Origin of the sequence: Atlantibacter hermannii (genome assembly GCF_009907385.1) — a bacterium.
In the GTDB taxonomy this organism is placed as follows: Bacteria; Pseudomonadota; Gammaproteobacteria; order Enterobacterales; family Enterobacteriaceae; genus Atlantibacter; species Atlantibacter hermannii_A.
Window position 1 is genome coordinate 155,172 of record NZ_JAAATR010000049.1, and the last position, 18,656, is coordinate 173,827.

Below are 18,656 nucleotides of genomic sequence, written 5' to 3' on the forward strand. Positions count from 1 at the left end.
TCCTTCCCGGACAGTTTTTACACCGGCAAATCTATCAGCAATGCCCGCAGCGGTGAATCTGCGACCAGCGTTACGTTAGTTTCGTCACGAATAAACGCGCCATCGCCGCAGGTTAAAATCTGTTTCTCATCGCGATGAGATAGCGCATTAACGGTGCCGTGAATCGATTGCAGATAGGCGCGCGGCCCGTGAAGCTGGAACGACAGGCGCTCGCCCGCACAGAGATCGATATGGTGCAGCCAGACCTGCTGGCGCAGCTGCAAACTGTTATTGCTGCCGTCCGGCGTCGCCAGCAGCTGGGTTGCCTGGGGCAGAATGTCAATTTTTTGAATCAGCGGGTTCTCCCGTTCCGGGCAGGCGTCCAGCCACAGCTGCATGCGCGTCAGCGGCTGATCTTTGCTGAGGTTGTGCTCGCTATAACTTACGCCCGGCTGGGTGGCCAGCAGCAGCGCTTCTCCGGTGGAGGCGCGAACGTGGTTACCCTCGCTGTCGCGATATTCCGCTTCGCCTTCCAGAATGATATTCAGGATATCCACCTTCGGGAACGTGCGCGGCTGGAAGGACGCGCCTGGCGCCAGTACTTCCTGGTTAAGCACTCGCAGTGAGGCATAACCCAGTAATGTTGGATCGAAGTAGTGCCCAAAGGAGAAGGTGTAGCGAGCTTGCAGCCAACCATAGTCAGCTTGCCCGCACTGTTTGGCTGTTCTCGTCGTAATCATAATTCTTGACCTCTCTTTACCAGCTTTTATGTTAAGGCTCTGGACGCTGCATTGTTAGCCAGTTAATCTGCTGGGTATGTTCAAATTTCCTGAATGAGCACCCGATGGCTAAAGAAAGAGCATTGACGCTGGAAGCGTTACGCGTCATGGACGCAATCGACCGGCGCGGCAGTTTCGCTGCCGCAGCGGATGAACTGGGGCGTGTTCCGTCCGCGCTCAGCTACACCATGCAGAAGCTGGAAGAAGAGCTGGACGTGGTGCTTTTTGACCGCTCCGGGCACCGCACCAAATTCACTAACGTCGGGCGCATGCTGCTGGAGCGTGGGCGCGTGCTGCTGGAAGCCGCCGATAAGCTCACCACCGACGCCGAAGCGCTGGCGCGCGGTTGGGAAACCCATCTCACTCTCGTCACTGAGGCGCTGGTGCCTACCTCCGCGCTGTTTCCGCTGGTGGATAAGCTGGCGGATAAAGCCAATACCCAGCTTTCCATTATTACCGAAGTACTGGCAGGTGCCTGGGAGCGGCTGGAACAGGGACGCGCCGATATCGTTATCGCGCCGGATATGCACTTCCGATCGTCGTCTGAAATCAACTCTCGCAAGCTCTACAGCCTGATGAATGTTTACGTCGCCGCGCCGGATCACCCAATCCATCAGGAGCCGGAGCCGCTGTCTGAAGTCACGCGCGTGAAATACCGCGGCGTGGCGGTCGCGGATACCGCCCGCGAGCGCCCGGTATTAACGGTGCAGTTGCTGGATAAGCAGCCGCGTTTGACGGTCAGTTCTATCGAAGATAAAAGAAACGCGCTGCTGGCGGGCATGGGCGTGGCGACCATGCCCTATCCGCTGGTTGAAAAAGATATCGCGGAAGGGCGGCTGCGCGTGGTGAGCCCGGAATCGACCCATGAGATCGATATCATCATGGCCTGGCGTCGCGACAGCATGGGTGAGGCGAAAGCCTGGTGCCTGCGTGAGATCCCTAAACTTTTCGCCCACATGCGCAGTTGATTAATAATGATGGCCGCACGGCGGCCATTAGATTTCGCGAATCGGGTCGGGGCCGAAACGGTTTTCACCCGGCGTGCCGCGCTGGCAGTTGAAGATGAAAATAACAATCCAGCCGATAACCGGGATCAACAGCAGCAGTAACCACCAGGCGGAGCGATCGGTATCATGCAAACGGCGGAACTGCACTGCCCACCAGGGCAGGAACACCAGTATGCCGTAAATACCCGCCAGGTATCCCTGACCATTCTCCGTTTGCCAACCGAGAATACTGTCCACGATGCTTAACACGATGGTTAAAATCACGTTAACCAGCACGAACATCCAGTATTCCTTACGACGCGCCCGGCCACCAATTCCAATATAGTTACGAATGACTTTAAAATACCAATCCATCTGTTCCTGGCCTCTTCAGCAATAATCACTTGTTTTGTAAGCGATCACTTCAAGAATAGACGTGAATGAATAAGCGGTAAATATTCTTTGTCTGAATAAAAAAGGCATCCCGAAGGATGCCTGATGCATTAGCGGAAGCGCTCATCGCGCCCGTGAGGTTCGCTCAAGTCCTGTTCCGGCCCAATGGAAATAATCCCGGTAGGGTTAATTGTTTTGTGGCTGCGGTAATAATGGTTGCGGATATGGGCCAGATTCACCGTCTCGGCAATGCCCGGCATCTGGTAAATATCGCGCAGGAAACCGTACAGGTTCAGATAATCGCTGATGCGATATTTATCGCATTTAAAGTGGGTGACATACACCGGATCGAATCGTACCAGCGTAGTCCACAGACGAATATCGGCTTCGGTAAGTTGGTCGCCGGTCAGATAACGGTGGCGGCCAAGAATCTGTTCCAGCCGTTCCAGGTGGCTAAACACATTCTCCACCGCCTCATCGTAGGCTTGCTGGCTGGTGGCAAATCCGGCTTTATAAACGCCGTTATTCACATTGTCATAAATCCAGCCGTTCAGCTCATCGATTTTCTCACGCAGCGCTGGCGGATAGTAATCGCCAGCCCGCGCGCCGTGAGCGTCAAAGGCGCTGTTGAGCATACGGATAATTTCCGCCGACTCGTTGCTGACGATGGTTTCATTCTTCTTATCCCACAGCACCGGCACCGTCACGCGGCCCGAGTAGTGCGGATCGGCATGGAGATAAAGTTGATATAAGAACTGATGATCGTAGAGGGTATCACCCGTCGCGTCCGGGAAATCATTGCCAAAGGTCCAGCCGTTTTCCAGCATCAGCGGATGCACCACGGAAACCGAAATAAAGGATTCCAGCCCCTTTAAGCTGCGCATAATCAGCGTGCGGTGCGCCCAGGGGCAGGCGAGGGAAACATAGAGATGGTAGCGATCTTTCTCTGCGGCGAAACCGCCTTTGCCGTTCGGGCCGGGCGCGCCATCGGCGGTCAGCCAGTTGCGAAACGCCGCTTCCGAACGCTTAAAACGTCCGCCCGTTGAGGCTGTGTCATACCAGATATCGTGCCAGACGCCGTCAACCAGTTGTCCCATTGTGTTCCTCCCCGGAATGGAAAAAGCGAGGAACAACCCTCGCTTTTTTTAATTCATTATAGATGACTTACCACTTTTTATTCAGCACGCGGTCGATGCTGATAGCGCCAGGACCGGTGATAGTCAACAGCAGGAAGCCGCCGGCAATGGTCAGGTTTTTCATAAACATCAGCGAGTTCACGCCTTCGGCAAAGTTGCTGTGGAACAGGAAAGCCGTCAGCAGCGTAAACACGGCGGTAATAATTGCGGTAGTGCGGGTCAGGAAACCAAACAGGATTGCCAGACCGCCGCCAAACTCAAGCAGGATCACCAGCGGCAGCATAAAGCCCGGCACACCCATCGCTTCCATATACTGCTGAGTGCCCGCATATCCGGAGATTTTGCCCCAGCCAGCGCTGATAAACAGGATTGGCATCAGAATACGCGCAACCAGGATACCTACATCTTCAAATTTTTTCATTTTTCTCTCCGGGGGATCTGTCTTTTTGCTGTGTGTGTCAGCGTTAATTTATTCAGTTAATTCGGCCATGTCGGTCGTTGAAATGGATAATAGACAGATGGGAGATTGATTGTAAGCAAGGAAAACTGTCAAAGTTATTCAAATATATTGAGGAAGGGTGTTTCCCTCTTATTGGCTAAGAGGGAAGAGGGGAAATTAGCGTGACTGATCTTTAACGGTGTTTTTAAGCAGCTTCCATGCGCTCCATGCCGCAAACCCGCGTTTCCCCCAGCGCAGCAAGAAATTAGGGTTTTTGATGGTCCAGATTGCGCCAATACTGCTGCCGACCAGCAACCACGAGCGCAGGCCCAATAGGGTATGCCAGCCGCGATCGTAAGAACCGGTCGCCTCAAGCCAGTCGCGTCGGCTCGACGCAAGGTCGAGCCGCTGCTGGTGGACCTGGGTTATCAACATGGCTTTGCGCAATTCGCGTTCAGCCTTGTTCATGACTTATCCTCCTCCAGTAGATCACGATCGTTAGCCAGTTCTTTACGGGTATGGCGCAGCAGAGTGGATTTACGCGCTTTTCGCAACGTCACCAATCCGCCGATAAGCGCCAGCACCAGTAACACGGCAGTTGTCGCGATCATGGCGTTCAGACGGTATTGCGGATCGATAGCCCAGATAATCAGTACCATCAGGCTCATCAACCCAAATGCCGCGAACAGCATGGTCATGCCCAGCATCAGAAGAATTTGAACGAGATTCGCTTTTTCTTCTTCCAGCTCGACGACCGCGAGGCGCACGCGCGTTTCCACCATCTCAACGATAATGGTGATAATGCGCTGTCCGATGCCGAGAACGCCTTTACCCGGCCCTTGAGGTTGACGATACTCTGCCATATCAACGACGCGACAGCAGTACGCCCAGTACGACACCGACTGCCGCACCAATACCTACGCCAGTCCATGGATTTTCACGAACGTAATCGTCGGCACGCGCCGCCGCTACGCGGGTCTGTTCTGCAATGGCGTCGCCGGTTTCACCCAGACGATAACGGCTCTCTTTCAGCGCGCGTTCGGCTTTGCCACGGAGTTTACTCAACTCTTCTTTCGATTTGTCGCTGGATGAGCTCAATACTTCTTCAAGCGTATCAGCCAGGGATTTTAACTCTGCGCGCAAATGCTCGGAATTATCTTTTGACATAGTTCTCTCCAGTGATTGAGGTTAACGCTCAGTAATCGCGAGCTTTCAAAGCTTTTAAATCCTCTTCAGCTTCTTTCAACTTACGCTCGCGTTTAGAAATCTTTTCTCGATCGCCGCTTTGCTGCGCTTCGTGTAACTCGGCGCGGCGTTCAGAAACCTCAGCTTGTTGTTCGGAAATTTTCTGCTGATGCTTAGCGCGTAAATCGCTGTCGGAACAGTTAGCGCGGACTTCGCTTAACGCTTTGTTCAGACCGTTGATGCGATTTTGGTTGTTATGCTTTTCGGCATAGCTAATTTCTCGAAGGATTTCCTGTTCCTTCTCCTGGCATAACGAGGCGGCTTGCGCAGCAACAGTCGTTGAGAAAAGGATACATGCCAGGATAGTGCGGTATTTCATTGATAAACCTTCCATTGTGTTGCAGCGAAACGCTGCATGTTCCAGATTATTAACGGCGCGGGTGGCGTGGATTGCGCTTACTAAGCATAGTAAGTAATGGCGCAAACCCCAAAGAAACTGAAAAGATTCAGAATCCTGGAAGTCTTAACCTAAGTGGCGGGATTCGCTACGAATACGGGATAACCAGCTGGAGGCCAGGTTATCGTCTTCCTGTTGCGCGATGGTAAAGCCGTGCGGCAGAGAACGGTAAAGCACCTCTTTGGCGGCTTCGCTCTGTGCGCTGGAATCGAATTTAATCAACAGGATATCGTCCTGCGGCGTAATGCTCTTAAAGCGGATGCCGTTGGCATCAAGATGGTGCCAGACGGAGAAACCGTCCGGAATAGCCGCGCCCTGCGCCGTGGCGCGTATTTCCAGCGTCGACTCGGTATTGCGCAGCGCCGAAAGCGCCACGCAGAGTGAGATCAGCACCAGCGCTCCTCCTGTTACCAGCGTGAGCCTGGCCCACCGTTTTTGTCGCATCCTTTTAACCTCGATTTCCGTATTTCTTCTTCCATAACACCACTAACGAACCCACCAGGCCAAACACCAGCAGCACCACCGGCAGCAGCATCAGACAGCTCATCAGCGCGTCTTCATACTTTAAAAATACCGGTGTTTTACCCAGCAGGTAACCCAACGAGGTGAGGATCAAGACCCACAGCAGCCCGCTCATCCAGTTAAAGAACTGGAAGCGCGCGTTGTTTAGCCCTGACAGACCGGCAATGGTGGGCAGCAGCGTGCGCACAAACGCAATAAAACGACCAATCAGCAACGCAGATAAACCGTGCTTATGGAACAGGTGATGGGCGCGTTGATGATAGTGCGCGGGCAAATGGGAGAGCCAGTTTTGCACAATCCGCGTATTGCCAAGCCATCGTCCCTGGATATAGCTGAGCCAGCATCCGAGGCTGGCCGCCGCGGTAAGCAATAAAATCGTCTGCGGAAAGCCCATGGTCCCTTTGGCAATCAGCACGCCCACCAGCACTAATAAACTGTCTCCCGGTAAAAAAGCGGCAGGTAACAGGCCATTTTCCAGAAACAGAATCATAAACAACACAAAGTACAGCATACCCACTATGGAGGGGTTGGACAGCGTCTCGAAGTCCTGGCTCCACAGCGCGTTTAACAGTTGGGTAAACAGTTCCATTCAATTTTCCTGGCACATCGGTTAAAGCCAAAGGTTTTAAAAAGGAAACAGCATCGTGGACATTGTGATTATTAATGGGGTGACCACTTCAAGCTATGCATTACATCGCACCTGCACTATTCCTTGTCAGGTTGGCAAAGTGAGTGGGTACTTACACTGTAGCCAAGAATTGCGTCTAATTGTAACAAAGCGCGGCGCAATACGTCATAAAATTTGCGCGTTGTTGACGATTGATTTTGCTTACCGGGGGAGGCGCTGGCGAGGGTATTTACAAACGCTGACACAATACATGGTTTGCTTACCCTCGCAGGAAGAATAGAGATTATTTTACGCTATTGGCGGCAGTATCCAGATGAACCACGGGATTTTCAGCGAATAAATAGCGATCGGCATTAAATTCAAAGTCATCGCTGGTTTCGTTAAACAACATTTGTTTGGTGTTTTCGAGGTGCTGCCACATGGCCAGTTTCGCCGCATGGGAGTCCTTACGAATCAGCGCTTTTAGGATTTTGTCATGATCGTCGCACCAGTTATCCACGGTGCGGGAATCGATGTGTTCGTGGAGTTTTTTCCAGTACGGGTTATACACGCGCTGGGTCCACATTTTTTCGACAATCGCCGCCAGCGCGCTGTTCTGGGTCGCCAGCGCGACCTGAACGTGAAACTGCAAATCCCACTCAGAATCGCGGAAGCATTTCTCGTTGCGCGCTTTATCCTGGATTTCCATCAGCTTCATGATGTCCTGCTTGGTCACCTGCGTGGCGGCGAATTCAGCGATATTGCTTTCAATCAGCTGGCGCGCCTGCAATAACTCAAAAGGACCATAGCTGGCGAACTCAAACTGCTGTTCATCCGGCATTGAATGGTATTTCGCCTGATTAGAAATCACGTGAATGCCCGACCCTTTACGGACCTCAACGTAACCTTCCACTTCAAGCATGATGATGGCTTCACGAACCACAGTGCGGCTCACGTTTTTTTCATCAGCAATAAAGCGCTCGGCAGGGAGTTTATCACCCACCAGATAAACGCCTTGCTCGATACGGCTTTTCAGCTCAGCCGCGAGCTGCTGATAAAGTCGGCGAGATTCTGTGATTTCCATATGCAACTCCGGAATGAACTGCGGGACAACATTGATTTGTTATACCACTTTTACGAGAAACGCTCCACTTGCGGGATCAAAAAAGCCGCCCCTGAGGGCGGCTGTGAGATGATTTAGTGACGCATGTTAATGTTGGGTGGCAGGTTTGGGGTCGGGAACCTGCTTCTGCAATTCCGCCATCGGTTTGTTTTGCAGCAGCGTCCAGATAGCCACCGCACCTAACAGATCGAATACCGCCAGCACGGCGAACAGCGGGCTGAAGCCGATGGTGTCAGCCAGTGCGCCCACAACCAGAGCAAACATTGTGCTCGCGGTCCAGGCGGCCATACCGGTCAGGCCGTTTGCGGTTGCCACTTCGTTACGACCAAATACGTCGGAAGAGAGGGTAATCAGCGCGCCAGACAGTGACTGGTGAGCGAAACCACCGATACACAGCAGAGCGATGGCGACATACGGGCTGGTGAACAGGCCGATCATGCCAGGGCCAATCATCAGCACGGCGCCCATGGTCACCACCATTTTACGGGAGACGATCAGGTTAACGCCAAACCAGCGCTGGAACAGCGGCGGCAGGTAGCCACCCACGATGCAACCGAGGTCAGCGAACAGCATCGGCATCCAGGCAAACATAGCAATTTCTTTCAGGTTAAAGCCGTAGACTTTAAACATGAACAACGGGATCCAGGCGTTAAACGTACCCCAGGCAGGCTCCGCCAGGAAACGCGGGAGGGCGATACCCCAGAACTGACGGTTACGAATGATCTGCCACGGAGACATTTTTTTGCCATTGTCTTTCTGGTGCTGAGCTTCCTGGCCGCCAATGATGTAGTCGCGTTCTTCTTCGGTTAATTTTTTCTGATCGCGAGGGTGTTTATAGAAAATCAGCCAGGCCATCGCCCAGGCGAAGCTCAGAACGCCGGAGATAATGAATGCCATCTGCCAGCTGTGCATCACGATTGCCCAGACCACCAGCGGCGGCGCAATCATCGCACCAATCGACGAGCCTACGTTAAAGTAACCAACCGCGATGGAACGCTCTTTAGCCGGGAACCACTCTGAAGCGGCTTTCAGACCTGCCGGGATCATTGCGGCTTCCGCTGCGCCCACTGCGCCACGGGCCAGCGCCAGGCCGCCCCAGCTGCCTGCCAGCGCGGTTGCGCCACAGAAAACAGCCCACAGAACGGCGAACATCGCGTAGCCAATTTTGGTGCCCAGTACGTCAAGGACGTAGCCGGCAACTGGCTGCATGATGGTGTAAGCCGCAGAGTACGCAGCGATAATATAAGAGTACTGCTGGGTAGATATGTGTAACTCTTCCATCAGCGTCGGCGCAGCCGCCGCCACGGTGTTACGAGTCAGGTAACCCAGTATGGTGCCTAAGGTGACCAGGGCGATCATGTACCAACGCAGCCCTTTGATTTTACGCATGTGAAAACCTCATTGTTTTGAAATCCACCGTAGTAACACGGTCACCTGCCAGACCAATTATGGCAGGTGTCGAAAACTGAAACGGCACCATTCTCAGGTTGTAGCTGAAACGTTCCGTTCCTTGCCATAGAAAGTGTTTGTGGGGCAATTCGGTATCCATACCGGTAAAGTCGCTTTTCACCTTGAGGCTGTTTTTGCGACGGCTGCAAAGATAACTTGTCATACAGCTTTAAAAGTTGAGAGCCATCACAAAAGTGTTTTTCTTAATAAGGTTATTAACAATTGCCTTTCAGGCCAGTGCTGGCGCGGCCTGGCTTAGGTTTTACTCCTAAAGAGGGACAGAATTTGTTAGCGTTTATTGATCTTGCTCACTAAATAATTCTCTGTGACTGGAAATTGGTGTGATAACTTTGTCAGCATAGTTGGACGCATCTGGTTCACTCGCTCAGAGGAAGCTCACAATGACCCCGTTCATGACCGAAGATTTCTTGTTAGATACTGAATTCGCCCGCCGTCTGTACCATGATTACGCCAAAGACGAGCCGATTTTCGACTATCACTGCCACCTCCCGCCGCAGCAAATCGCCGAGAACTACCGCTTTAAAAACCTGTATGACATCTGGTTGAAAGGCGACCACTACAAATGGCGCGCAATGCGCACCAACGGCGTGGCTGAACGCCTGTGTACCGGCGATGCCAGCGATCGCGAGAAATTCGACGCCTGGGCGGCCACGGTGCCGCACACCATTGGTAACCCGCTGTACCACTGGACCCATCTGGAGCTGCGTCGCCCGTTTGGTGTGACAGGCAAGTTGCTGTCCCCGAAAACCGCCGATGAGATCTGGAACCAGTGCAACGAGCTGCTGGCGCAGGATCAATTCTCCGCGCGCGGCATCATGCAGCAGATGAACGTGAAAATGGTTGGCACCACTGACGATCCGGTGGATTCACTGGAACACCACGCCACCGTGGCGAAAGACAGCAGCTTCAGCGTTAAAGTGCTGCCGAGCTGGCGCCCGGATAAAGCCTTCAACATCGAACTGGCGACCTTTAACGACTACATGGCGAAACTGGCCGAGGTGTCCGACACCGATATCCGCCGCTTTGCCGATCTGCAAACCGCGCTGGCTAAACGTCTGGACCACTTCGCCGCACACGGCTGTAAAGTCTCCGACCACGCGCTGGACGTCGTGCTGTTCGCGGAATCTAACGAAAGCGAACTCGACAGCATCCTGGCACGTCGCCTGGCGGGTGAAAGCCTGTCTGAGCATGAAGTGGCACAGTTCAAAACCGCGGTACTGGTCTGGCTGGGCGCGGAATATGCCCGTCGCGGCTGGGTACAGCAGTACCACATCGGCGCGCTGCGCAACAACAACCTGCGTCAGTTCAAGCTGTTAGGGCCGGACGTGGGTTTTGACTCCATCAACGATCGTCCGATGGCGGAAGAGCTGTCCAAACTGCTCAGCAAACAGAACGAAGAAAACCTGCTGCCGAAAACCATCCTGTACTGCCTGAACCCGCGCGATAACGAAGTGCTGGGCACCATGATCGGTAACTTCCAGGGCGAAGGGATGCCGGGCAAGATGCAGTTCGGTTCCGGCTGGTGGTTTAACGACCAGAAAGACGGTATGGAACGCCAGATGACCCAACTGGCGCAGCTCGGCCTGCTGAGCCGCTTTGTGGGCATGCTGACCGACAGCCGCAGCTTCCTGTCCTACACCCGCCACGAGTATTTCCGCCGCATTCTGTGCCAGATGATTGGCCGCTGGGTGCAGGCTGGCGAAGCGCCGGCGGATATCGAGCTGCTGGGCGAGATGGTGAAAAACATCTGCTTTAACAATGCGCGTGATTACTTCGCCATCGAACTGAACTAATTAAGGCCGTTTGAGGTTGATATGCAATACATCAGGATCCATTCGCAGGATAACGTCGCGGTTGCGCTGACCGATCTGGCAGAAGGCAGCGTCGTCACCATTGACGGTATTACCCTGACGCTTGTGCAGGCGGTGGCGCGCGGGCATAAGTTCGCCATCAGCCCGATTGCGAAAGGTGAGAACGTTATTAAATATGGATTGCCGATTGGCCATGCTCTGAGCGATGTTGCGCCAGGCGAGCATATCCATTCGCATAACGCGCGCACCAATCTGAGCGATCTGGATACCTATCGCTATCAACCGGATCTGCAAACGCTGGAGCAACAGGCCGCGGATCGCGACGTCAATATCTACCGTCGCGCCAACGGCGACGTCGGGGTTCGCAACGAGTTGTGGATCCTGCCGACCGTGGGTTGCGTCAACGGCATTGCCCGTCAGATCCAGAGCCGTTTCCTGAAAGAAACCAACGATGCCGAAGGCACCGACGGCGTATTTCTGTTCAGCCATACCTACGGCTGCTCGCAGCTGGGCGACGATCACGTGAACACCCGCACCATGTTGCAAAACATGGTGCGTCACCCCAACGCGGGCGCGGTGCTGGTGATTGGTCTGGGCTGCGAAAACAACCAGGTTGATGCGTTCCGCGAAACCCTGGGCGACTTCGATCCTGAGCGGGTGCATTTCATGATTTGCCAGCATCAGGATGACGAAGTGGAGGCCGGTCTGGAGCATCTGCATGCGCTGTATGAGGTGATGCGTCACGACCAGCGCCAGCCGGGCAAACTGAGCGAGCTGAAGTTTGGGCTGGAGTGCGGCGGCTCTGACGGCCTGTCCGGCATTACCGCTAACCCGATGCTGGGCCGCTTCTCTGATTATCTGATCGCCAACGGCGGCACCACGGTGCTGACGGAAGTGCCGGAAATGTTCGGCGCTGAACAACTGCTGATGAGCCACTGCCGCGATGAAGCGACGTTTGAAAAAACCGTCACCATGGTGAACGACTTCAAACAGTATTTTATCGCCCACAATCAGCCGATTTATGAAAACCCGTCGCCGGGCAACAAAGCGGGCGGGATCACCACCCTGGAAGAGAAATCCCTCGGCTGTACTCAAAAAGCGGGCGAAAGCCAGGTGGTGGATGTGCTGCGCTACGGCGAACGCCTGACCCGGCATGGCCTGAACCTGCTGAGCGCGCCGGGCAACGACGCCGTTGCCACCAGCGCGCTGGCCGGCGCCGGTTGCCATATGGTGCTGTTCAGCACCGGGCGCGGTACGCCATACGGCGGTTTTGTGCCGACGGTGAAAATCGCCACCAACAGCGAACTGGCGAAGAAAAAGCCGCACTGGATCGATTTCGACGCCGGGCAGCTCCTGCATGGCCAGACGATGCCGCAACTGTTAAACCAATTTATCGACACCATTGTGGCGTTCGCTAACGGCAAGCAGACCTGCAATGAACGCAATGATTTCAGAGAACTGGCAATCTTTAAGAGTGGCGTGACATTATAATCTGTGGACTCCTGAGTTCATTTTCCCCCGGCGCTCCGTTAACGAGCGCCGTTTTTTTTATGATCTTTAAGGACAGAGAATGACCGCGTATTGGCTTGCCCAGGGCGTTGGCGTCCTGGCGTTTGTAATTGGTATCACGACGTTTATCAACCGCGACGAAAAGCGCTTTAAACTGCAACTCTCGCTGTACAGCTTTATTATCGGCTGTCATTTCTTTTTGATGGGCGCGGCACCTGCCGGGATGAGCGCGGTGTTAAACGCTTTTCGCACCGTGATTTCTCTGCGCACCCGCAGCCTGTGGGTGATGTCGGTATTCATCGTCCTGACGCTCTTCCTCGGGCTTGCCAGACTCCATCACCCGATGGAACTGCTGCCGATTGTCGGCACCGTCGCCAGCACCTGGGCGCTGTTTCGCTGCAAAGGGTTAACCGTGCGCTGCGTGATGTGGTGCTCCACGGCCTGCTGGGTGAGCCACAATATCTGGCTGGGCTCGATTGGCGGTTCGTTGATTGAGGGGAGTTTTCTGGTGATGAACGGCCTGAATATCATTCGCTTCTGGCGGATGCAAAAGCGCGGTATCGATCCGTTTAAAATCGAAAAAGAGAGTATGCAGAAGGAAGAAGCGGCGGGCGCAAGGCCCGCCTGTAAAGATTAATTGCGCAGCGCGTTGGCCGCTAAACGCTGGTCTTCCGCCTGGCAAACTGCGGCGGTGAAGATCACGTCGGTAGAGGAGTTCAGCGCGGTTTCGCAGGAATCCTGCAGTACGCCGATGATAAAGCCGACCGCCACCACCTGCATGGCGATTTCGTTCGGGATACCAAACATATTACAGGCCAGCGGGATCAGCAGCAGCGAACCGCCCGCCACGCCGGATGCGCCGCAGGCGCACAGAGAAGCGACCACGCTCAGCAACAGTGCGGTCGGGATGTCCATGGCAATCCCCAGCGTATTCACCGCCGCCAGGGTCAGCACGGTAATGGTGATAGCCGCGCCTGCCATGTTGATGGTGGCACCCAGCGGGATCGACACCGAATAGGTATCGCGGTCCAGGTTCATCTTCTCGCACATCGCCATATTCACCGGGATATTGGCAGCGGAGCTGCGGGTGAAGAAAGCGGTCACGCCGCTTTCACGCAGGCAAGCCAGCACCAGCGGATACGGGTTCCGACGAATTTTGTACCAGACGATCAGCGGGTTGATGACAAACGCCACCAGGAACATACAGCCAATCAGCACCACCAGCAGTTGTGCATAGCCCCACAGCGTCGCGAAGCCGGTTTCCGCCAGGGTGGACGCCACCAGGCCAAAGATACCGATCGGCGCGAAGCGAATCACCAGCGTTACCATAAAGGTCACCGCGTCGGACACGTCGTTGAGCAGGTTTTTGGTGGTATCGTTGCCGTGACGCAGCGCGAAGCCAAGACCCACAGCCCATACCAGGATACCGATGTAATTACCTTTCAGCAGCGCGTCAATCGGATTGGAAACCATGCTCATCAGCAGGCCGCGCATTACTTCCACAATGCCGGAAGGCGGAGTGATTTCCGTTGCGCCGGTGGTGAGATGCAGCGTAGACGGGAACGCGAAGCTGAACAGCACCGCCGTCAGCGCCGCGGCGAAAGTCCCGATCAGATAGAGAAACAGGATAGGACGAATATTGGTTTTCTGGCCCTGGCGGTGATTGGCGATTGACGCCATCACCAGTACCAGTACCAACACCGGCGCAACGGCTTTCAGTGCGCCGACGAAGAGTGTTCCCAGCAGGCCCGCCGCTATCGCCGCGTCTTTGGACACTAACGCCAGCAGAATGCCGAGAACTAAACCGACAAGAATTTGTTTAACCAGACTGCCGCCCGCAAGGCGGCGCAACAACCCTGGTGTAGATTGCGTGCTCATAAATATTCCTTCAGATGTGATGTGGTTCCATCCCGCGTCAATATTATTAAAAGCTTTGTGACCGGATGTAACAGATGTTTGCATGGATGAGTATAGGGATTTGCCGTCCGGGGGGAAGGGGATAGTGCTGTTTTTTCCGAATCGCTCCAGCTTTCCAACTTAAAATTAACATTCTTGTGACATTAATAGCACTTCTGATTCAGGTGATATTGCAAAGCAAAAATGGCTGGCTATAGCGTGACGTTCTGGCATTTGGCCGCGTCGCGTTACAGGTGACGTGCCTGCGGCGCAGGAAGCGGAATTTTTGTGAAGGGTAATGGCGTAAACACGGGCGTTTTCGGCGGTACGTGGCGGCGGACAATATCCACTAACCCTTTAAGATCGAGGTCGGGAATGATCCGCACGTCATCAGGCTTATTGCCGAAGAAGTTCTCCCAGTGGCCAATCAGCACCCTACGCGGCTGGGTAAAATCCAACAGCGCTGCGGGATAGCGGTAAACCTGATGCCATGAACCGGCACACAGTATCTCCACATCGATACGCTTGCCGTCCGGCTCCCGGGGCGGGAATCCCCACGGCGGCGTGGCGGCGGAGTCCTGGTAGTGAATGCGATAGACCGGGTTTTTCTGCTCATCCAGCAAATCCACCAGCCAGGCCACCGGCGTGCCAGGCCGCCAGTCCCAAACGGTATCCAGCGGTTCGTCAGGCGGCGATGTATAAATGCCGGGCAGCAAATCCACGCCGAAAATATGTCCGGCATGCATGCTGCGGATCGGTTTGACCCGAATAAAGCCTGTGTTGGAGTAAATCCATTTACCGCTGTCGCCAGGGCGTGAAATATCAGGCGCTGAGGCAATCTGCGGCAGGATATTATGCAAGCGCCGCAGTTGTTGCGGATCGTCACGGAATTGGTATTGCAGGATATTGACCACCGTTTCCGATCCATAAACCTGGGCGTTGGACGCCTGCGTCTTCATGACGTCAGCAACGTCCAGCAGGTGATCGTAATGGGCGTGGCCCACCAGCAGCATCGAGACAAAACGGGCATCCGGCATCATCTGCTGAATTTTCACCGGATCGTTTTTCACCTTAACCGGCGGAATACCGGTTATTCCCGCCAGTGCCGGATTGGTGAATGACGGCGCGAAAAGCACGCCCTCATCACGCCAGGGGAGCAGCCAGCCGCCAACGCCGAGATAATGCAGCGCCGGGCCGGAGGCCTCTTTACCTGCCCATAACTGGTGCGCGCCCACCTGCGGTTTGGATAAGCACCCGCACAGGGTCAACGCCATAATCAGCCCCAGGTTGCGCATAAAAGCCGCTCACGACCATGACGTTAAGGGAATAATTTCAGGGTGACTATTTTTATCGCCATCCCGTTTTGCGACGGGGATTGGGTTTCCATCCGTGTCAAAAAACTGCACTTTTAGATGCTGTTTATCCGCATCAATATCGATCCGGGCAAAATTATTATTCTGGGTATAGCCCCAGGATTGATAATTCATGGTGCCCAATGCGGTTCCCGGCTGAGGATTACTTAACAGCGTCTCATAAATATCGAAACTGTCGTTTTCCTCCGCCGAATCGCGTATGTATTTTGCCGTTTCGCCGTTAATAAAAGTATAAGGCCAGTAAAACGGCGAAGACGTTACCGACCAGGCATGAATTTTTTCGCCAGCGATACCGTTAATTTCAATTTCGCAGATGTTGGTGCAATGAATATCGCCTGACAGGAAAATAACATTTTCAATTTTATGCTTAAGCAGGGTCTTTAATACCTGATTGCGCGTTTGCGGAAAAGCAGTCCAGGTATCGCTGTTATCCTTATTCCTGCGTGACCAGAAACCGTCCCCGGCGGTATCGATTTCGTTGGGAACAAAGACGCCGGAGGAGACAATAAATTTGGGGCGATTGCCGTAGTCCTCTTGCATATGAATTAGCCATGCGCATAGCCTGTCCAGCTGGCTGGGTTCCGTTGGGTGTTTTGAAGGTAACCCCAACAAATGGTTATTATTGATATTGCTGTCGTCGCTTTGACTGGCGTCGTTTTTGTAGCGCGTGGTGCGCGTATCCAGCACAAAGAAAGGATAACCGCCGCAGTTGAAATCGTAGAACAAACGGGGAACATCCATTTCCGCCAGGTATTTTTCACTGCCGATAAGCTTATCTTTGCGTTGATGAATGTAGCTGTCGGGAAAGCGCGGGCCGTGGATCCACTGGTAACTCATATAGGCGCTGATAGCGCAGTTGAACAGATCACAGTTATTGCTGAACAAGCCGGGTAAATAATTGGTTTTGTTAACCCTGTCCTGAGTCCAGTTATCTTCAATTTCATGATCGTCAAGGATCATATAAGTGGGAATATGCGAAGTCAGCCGACGGAAATTGAGGCTTTTATAGTTTTCGTGATAAGCCTCCTCAAACTCTTTATAGGTATCCGCTTTAAACGCCGGCATATAAACCGATGCCGAGTCGGCGTAAATCTGGTCGCCAACCATTAATACAAAATTCGCGTCGGAATGCTTTTCATACATCGCTTTAAAAATCAGGTCGGATTCCTTTTTCTTGTAAAAAGGCACCCCGTTAAACCAGTTATTCCGGCAGGATCCAAACAGAAATTTAACCGACTGCGCGGCGGCAGTGGATTTGGGCTGGGTTGTAAAGTCAGCGGTGACATATTGCGCGCTCAGGGTTTCATCATTGAATTGATCCACCCAGACTCGCGCCGGGGGAAGGGTTTTTACGACCTCTTCGCTGGCGTCACCGTCCATTTCTTCCGACGGCAGGCTGATTTCCAGATAGGCCATGCGAACCAGATAACGCGTTGCGGGTTTTAAGAGAAAAGGCTTTAATTTTTTCCACTCTTTCTCATCGGCCCATAAATTTACATCCTTACCCAGCGTATAAACGCCGGTACGGTGGTACTGGCGGCGCATGCGGAAGTACCAGATATTCTCCGCCGCCACTTTTCCATTTGCGCCCACCACGCCAATCATACCGACGGTACGAATATTATTCGCGATGTCGTTTTCATCATGGTCAGGGTATGCGGCAATCCACAGGCGGCAGGAGGTATCGGTGGTATGCCCGACAATCGGGCCCAACGCAGGTTTAAACAGTTTGCTCATTTTTTTTACCCACCATGAAAAGAATGGCCGGTCAGGGTCATTATGGTGTGAGTATAAAACGTGCCAAAGCGGGCCGGGTGATACGAAAGCGTGAATGAACGGACGGGGGTAACACATTTTAATGAAGCGCCTCAACGCAGCGTTGAGACGCTCAGGATTTATGTCAGCGTTTTGCGTTTGTCGTTACGGTGATTGACCCAGGCGTTGATCACCAGCGTCACCACCAGAATGCCACCCACCACGCCCAGCGAGATGGCGATCGGGATGTGGTAGAAATCGACAATCAGCATCTTAAAGCCGATAAATACCAGGATCACCGACAGGCCGTATTTCAGCAGGGTGAAACGCTCCGCGACGCCCGCCAGCAGGAAATACATGGCGCGCAGGCCCAGGATAGCGAACAGGTTAGAGGTCAGCACGATAAACGGGTCGGTAGTGACCGCGAAGATCGCCGGGATACTGTCCACCGCGAAAATCACGTCGCTGATCTCCACCAGGATCAGCACCAGGAACAGCGGCGTGACATACAGCAGGCCGTTGTGCCGCACGAAGAATTTTTCGTTTTCGATTTTATCGGTCATACGCAAGTGACCGCGCAGCCAGCGTACAATCGGTTTCTCGCCGATGCCCGCTTCGTCCTCTTTGGCCAGCGCCATCTTCACGCCGGTAAACAGCAGGAACGCGCCGAACACATACAGCAGCCATTCAAACTGCGAAATCAGCCAGCTGCCGGCGAAAATCATAATGGTGCGCAGGACGATGGCGCCCAGTACGCCATAAATCAGCACGCGCCGCTGTAGCGCCGGAGGAACGGCGAAATAGCTGAACAGCATCAGCCACACGAAGACGTTATCTACCGCCAGGGCTTTCTCGATTAAATAGCCGGTGAGAAAGGCCAGCGCCTGGGTGTCCGCCACCGCGCGGCCTTCAGTGCCGGTGAGATACCACCAGAAGCCTAAATTAAACAGCAGCGACAGCCCGACCCAAATCAGCGACCACACCGCCGCCTGTTTCATGGTCATGGTATGCGCGCCGCGCCGTCCCTGAAGCAACAGGTCGATGGCGAGCATAATCACCACAATCACAGCGAAGCCGCCCCACAGCAGGGGAGTACCCACGGTATTCATAAGCATCATTCCTTAAAAATGAAAAACGGCCAACGTCGGAAGACGTTAGCCGCTTTGCTGAAGTTGCAAATGGATCTCGCCTTCCGGCAAGGTCTCACTTACAACGCGAAATACCCGTGTTCACCAG

20 protein-coding genes are annotated in these 18,656 nt (G+C 53.8%); 4 read left to right on the forward strand and 16 right to left on the reverse strand.

Features of this window, described 5'->3' with window-relative positions; all coding sequences use genetic code 11:
• Positions 1–17 precede the first annotated feature (17 nt).
• A complete protein-coding gene (locus tag GV764_RS14315; RefSeq protein WP_161660726.1) occupies positions 18–719 on the reverse strand; it encodes a pirin family protein in 702 nt (233 codons plus the stop codon).
• Between the two features lie 104 nt (positions 720–823).
• Between GV764_RS14315 and yhaJ the strand changes: the two genes are divergently transcribed.
• Positions 824–1,726: a DNA-binding transcriptional regulator YhaJ gene (gene yhaJ / locus GV764_RS14320; protein ID WP_125294287.1), complete on the forward strand. Its 903-nt coding sequence runs from the start codon at positions 824–826 to the stop codon at positions 1,724–1,726.
• A 27-nt stretch (positions 1,727–1,753) separates the two neighbouring features.
• Here the strand turns inward: yhaJ and GV764_RS14325 are convergent, their stop codons facing one another.
• The 11 genes from GV764_RS14325 to GV764_RS14375 form a co-directional block, all read right to left on the reverse strand.
• Positions 1,754–2,119 carry a DUF805 domain-containing protein gene (locus tag GV764_RS14325; RefSeq protein WP_161660727.1) on the reverse strand — a complete coding sequence of 122 codons (366 nt, stop codon included), beginning with the start codon at positions 2,117–2,119 and terminating at the stop codon, positions 1,754–1,756.
• A gap of 128 nt (positions 2,120–2,247) precedes the next feature.
• Positions 2,248–3,234 carry a glutathione S-transferase family protein gene (locus GV764_RS14330; RefSeq protein WP_161660728.1) on the reverse strand — a complete coding sequence of 329 codons (987 nt, stop codon included), beginning with the start codon at positions 3,232–3,234 and terminating at the stop codon, positions 2,248–2,250.
• A 67-nt stretch (positions 3,235–3,301) separates the two neighbouring features.
• On the reverse strand, positions 3,302–3,694 hold the full coding sequence (locus GV764_RS14335) for a DoxX family protein (protein ID WP_125294290.1): 393 nt from the start codon (positions 3,692–3,694) through the stop codon (positions 3,302–3,304).
• A gap of 195 nt (positions 3,695–3,889) precedes the next feature.
• The gene (locus GV764_RS14340; protein WP_161660729.1) at positions 3,890–4,180 is read right to left on the reverse strand and encodes a YqjK-like family protein; all 291 of its coding nucleotides are present in this window, start codon (positions 4,178–4,180) and stop codon (positions 3,890–3,892) included.
• The gene (locus GV764_RS14345; RefSeq protein WP_161660730.1) at positions 4,177–4,575 is read right to left on the reverse strand and encodes a phage holin family protein; all 399 of its coding nucleotides are present in this window, start codon (positions 4,573–4,575) and stop codon (positions 4,177–4,179) included. Before GV764_RS14345 ends, GV764_RS14340 begins: the two co-directional genes overlap by 4 nt.
• A 1-nt stretch (position 4,576) precedes the next feature.
• Entirely contained in the window at positions 4,577–4,879 is a 303-nt protein-coding gene (locus GV764_RS14350) for an ElaB/YgaM/YqjD family protein (RefSeq protein WP_161660731.1), read from the reverse strand.
• Positions 4,880–4,907: 28 nt separating this feature from the next.
• Positions 4,908–5,276, reverse strand: a complete 369-nt coding sequence (locus GV764_RS14355) for a DUF1090 domain-containing protein (protein ID WP_161660732.1) — start codon at positions 5,274–5,276, stop codon at positions 4,908–4,910.
• A 144-nt stretch (positions 5,277–5,420) separates the two neighbouring features.
• Positions 5,421–5,798: an EnvZ/OmpR regulon moderator MzrA gene (gene mzrA / locus GV764_RS14360; protein WP_161660733.1), complete on the reverse strand. Its 378-nt coding sequence runs from the start codon at positions 5,796–5,798 to the stop codon at positions 5,421–5,423.
• 4 nt (positions 5,799–5,802) lie between these two features.
• Positions 5,803–6,465, reverse strand: coding sequence for a DedA family general envelope maintenance protein YqjA (gene yqjA, locus GV764_RS14365; protein ID WP_161660734.1), 663 nt, complete (start codon positions 6,463–6,465; stop codon positions 5,803–5,805).
• Between the two features lie 322 nt (positions 6,466–6,787).
• A complete protein-coding gene (exuR, locus tag GV764_RS14370; protein ID WP_125294297.1) occupies positions 6,788–7,567 on the reverse strand; it encodes a transcriptional regulator ExuR in 780 nt (259 codons plus the stop codon).
• A gap of 126 nt (positions 7,568–7,693) precedes the next feature.
• Positions 7,694–8,995 carry an MFS transporter gene (locus tag GV764_RS14375; RefSeq protein WP_161660735.1) on the reverse strand — a complete coding sequence of 434 codons (1,302 nt, stop codon included), beginning with the start codon at positions 8,993–8,995 and terminating at the stop codon, positions 7,694–7,696.
• 461 nt (positions 8,996–9,456) lie between these two features.
• Between GV764_RS14375 and uxaC the strand changes: the two genes are divergently transcribed.
• The 3 genes from uxaC to GV764_RS14390 all read left to right on the forward strand — a co-directional run bounded on the left by uxaC (position 9,457) and on the right by GV764_RS14390 (position 13,033).
• Positions 9,457–10,869, forward strand: coding sequence for a glucuronate isomerase (gene uxaC / locus GV764_RS14380; RefSeq protein WP_161660736.1), 1,413 nt, complete (start codon positions 9,457–9,459; stop codon positions 10,867–10,869).
• Positions 10,870–10,890: 21 nt separating this feature from the next.
• On the forward strand, positions 10,891–12,378 hold the full coding sequence (locus tag GV764_RS14385; protein WP_161660737.1) for a UxaA family hydrolase: 1,488 nt from the start codon (positions 10,891–10,893) through the stop codon (positions 12,376–12,378).
• A 79-nt stretch (positions 12,379–12,457) separates the two neighbouring features.
• Positions 12,458–13,033, forward strand: a complete 576-nt coding sequence (locus tag GV764_RS14390; protein WP_161660738.1) for a YgjV family protein — start codon at positions 12,458–12,460, stop codon at positions 13,031–13,033.
• On the opposite strand, the gene sstT is transcribed toward GV764_RS14390, so the two are convergent.
• The 4 genes from sstT to GV764_RS14410 form a co-directional block, all read right to left on the reverse strand.
• A complete protein-coding gene (gene sstT, locus GV764_RS14395) occupies positions 13,030–14,274 on the reverse strand; it encodes a serine/threonine transporter SstT (protein ID WP_161660739.1) in 1,245 nt (414 codons plus the stop codon). The two genes, GV764_RS14390 and sstT, sit on opposite strands and share 4 nt — an antisense overlap.
• Positions 14,275–14,540: 266 nt before the next feature.
• Positions 14,541–15,587 carry an MBL fold metallo-hydrolase gene (locus GV764_RS14400; protein ID WP_161660740.1) on the reverse strand — a complete coding sequence of 349 codons (1,047 nt, stop codon included), beginning with the start codon at positions 15,585–15,587 and terminating at the stop codon, positions 14,541–14,543.
• Between the two features lie 9 nt (positions 15,588–15,596).
• Positions 15,597–17,402 carry an alkaline phosphatase D family protein gene (locus tag GV764_RS14405; RefSeq protein ID WP_161660741.1) on the reverse strand — a complete coding sequence of 602 codons (1,806 nt, stop codon included), beginning with the start codon at positions 17,400–17,402 and terminating at the stop codon, positions 15,597–15,599.
• Between the two features lie 158 nt (positions 17,403–17,560).
• Positions 17,561–18,529: a TerC family protein gene (locus tag GV764_RS14410; protein ID WP_161660742.1), complete on the reverse strand. Its 969-nt coding sequence runs from the start codon at positions 18,527–18,529 to the stop codon at positions 17,561–17,563.
• Positions 18,530–18,656 lie beyond the last annotated feature (127 nt).

Coding starts and splice junctions, on each gene's coding strand:
- GV764_RS14330 (WP_161660728.1), bottom strand. CDS start 3,234: ATGGGACAACTGGTTGACGGCGTCTGGCACGATATCTGGTATGACACA.
- GV764_RS14390 (WP_161660738.1), top strand. CDS start 12,458: ATGACCGCGTATTGGCTTGCCCAGGGCGTTGGCGTCCTGGCGTTTGTA.
- GV764_RS14410 (WP_161660742.1), bottom strand. CDS start 18,529: ATGAATACCGTGGGTACTCCCCTGCTGTGGGGCGGCTTCGCTGTGATT.
- sstT (WP_161660739.1), bottom strand. CDS start 14,274: ATGAGCACGCAATCTACACCAGGGTTGTTGCGCCGCCTTGCGGGCGGC.
- uxaC (WP_161660736.1), top strand. CDS start 9,457: ATGACCCCGTTCATGACCGAAGATTTCTTGTTAGATACTGAATTCGCC.
- GV764_RS14345 (WP_161660730.1), bottom strand. CDS start 4,575: ATGGCAGAGTATCGTCAACCTCAAGGGCCGGGTAAAGGCGTTCTCGGC.
- yqjA (WP_161660734.1), bottom strand. CDS start 6,465: ATGGAACTGTTTACCCAACTGTTAAACGCGCTGTGGAGCCAGGACTTC.
- GV764_RS14350 (WP_161660731.1), bottom strand. CDS start 4,879: ATGTCAAAAGATAATTCCGAGCATTTGCGCGCAGAGTTAAAATCCCTG.
- GV764_RS14315 (WP_161660726.1), bottom strand. CDS start 719: ATGATTACGACGAGAACAGCCAAACAGTGCGGGCAAGCTGACTATGGT.
- GV764_RS14325 (WP_161660727.1), bottom strand. CDS start 2,119: ATGGATTGGTATTTTAAAGTCATTCGTAACTATATTGGAATTGGTGGC.
- GV764_RS14405 (WP_161660741.1), bottom strand. CDS start 17,402: ATGAGCAAACTGTTTAAACCTGCGTTGGGCCCGATTGTCGGGCATACC.
- mzrA (WP_161660733.1), bottom strand. CDS start 5,798: ATGCGACAAAAACGGTGGGCCAGGCTCACGCTGGTAACAGGAGGAGCG.
- exuR (WP_125294297.1), bottom strand. CDS start 7,567: ATGGAAATCACAGAATCTCGCCGACTTTATCAGCAGCTCGCGGCTGAG.
- GV764_RS14400 (WP_161660740.1), bottom strand. CDS start 15,587: ATGCGCAACCTGGGGCTGATTATGGCGTTGACCCTGTGCGGGTGCTTA.
- GV764_RS14375 (WP_161660735.1), bottom strand. CDS start 8,995: ATGCGTAAAATCAAAGGGCTGCGTTGGTACATGATCGCCCTGGTCACC.
- GV764_RS14340 (WP_161660729.1), bottom strand. CDS start 4,180: ATGAACAAGGCTGAACGCGAATTGCGCAAAGCCATGTTGATAACCCAG.
- GV764_RS14335 (WP_125294290.1), bottom strand. CDS start 3,694: ATGAAAAAATTTGAAGATGTAGGTATCCTGGTTGCGCGTATTCTGATG.
- GV764_RS14385 (WP_161660737.1), top strand. CDS start 10,891: ATGCAATACATCAGGATCCATTCGCAGGATAACGTCGCGGTTGCGCTG.
- yhaJ (WP_125294287.1), top strand. CDS start 824: ATGGCTAAAGAAAGAGCATTGACGCTGGAAGCGTTACGCGTCATGGAC.
- GV764_RS14355 (WP_161660732.1), bottom strand. CDS start 5,276: ATGAAATACCGCACTATCCTGGCATGTATCCTTTTCTCAACGACTGTT.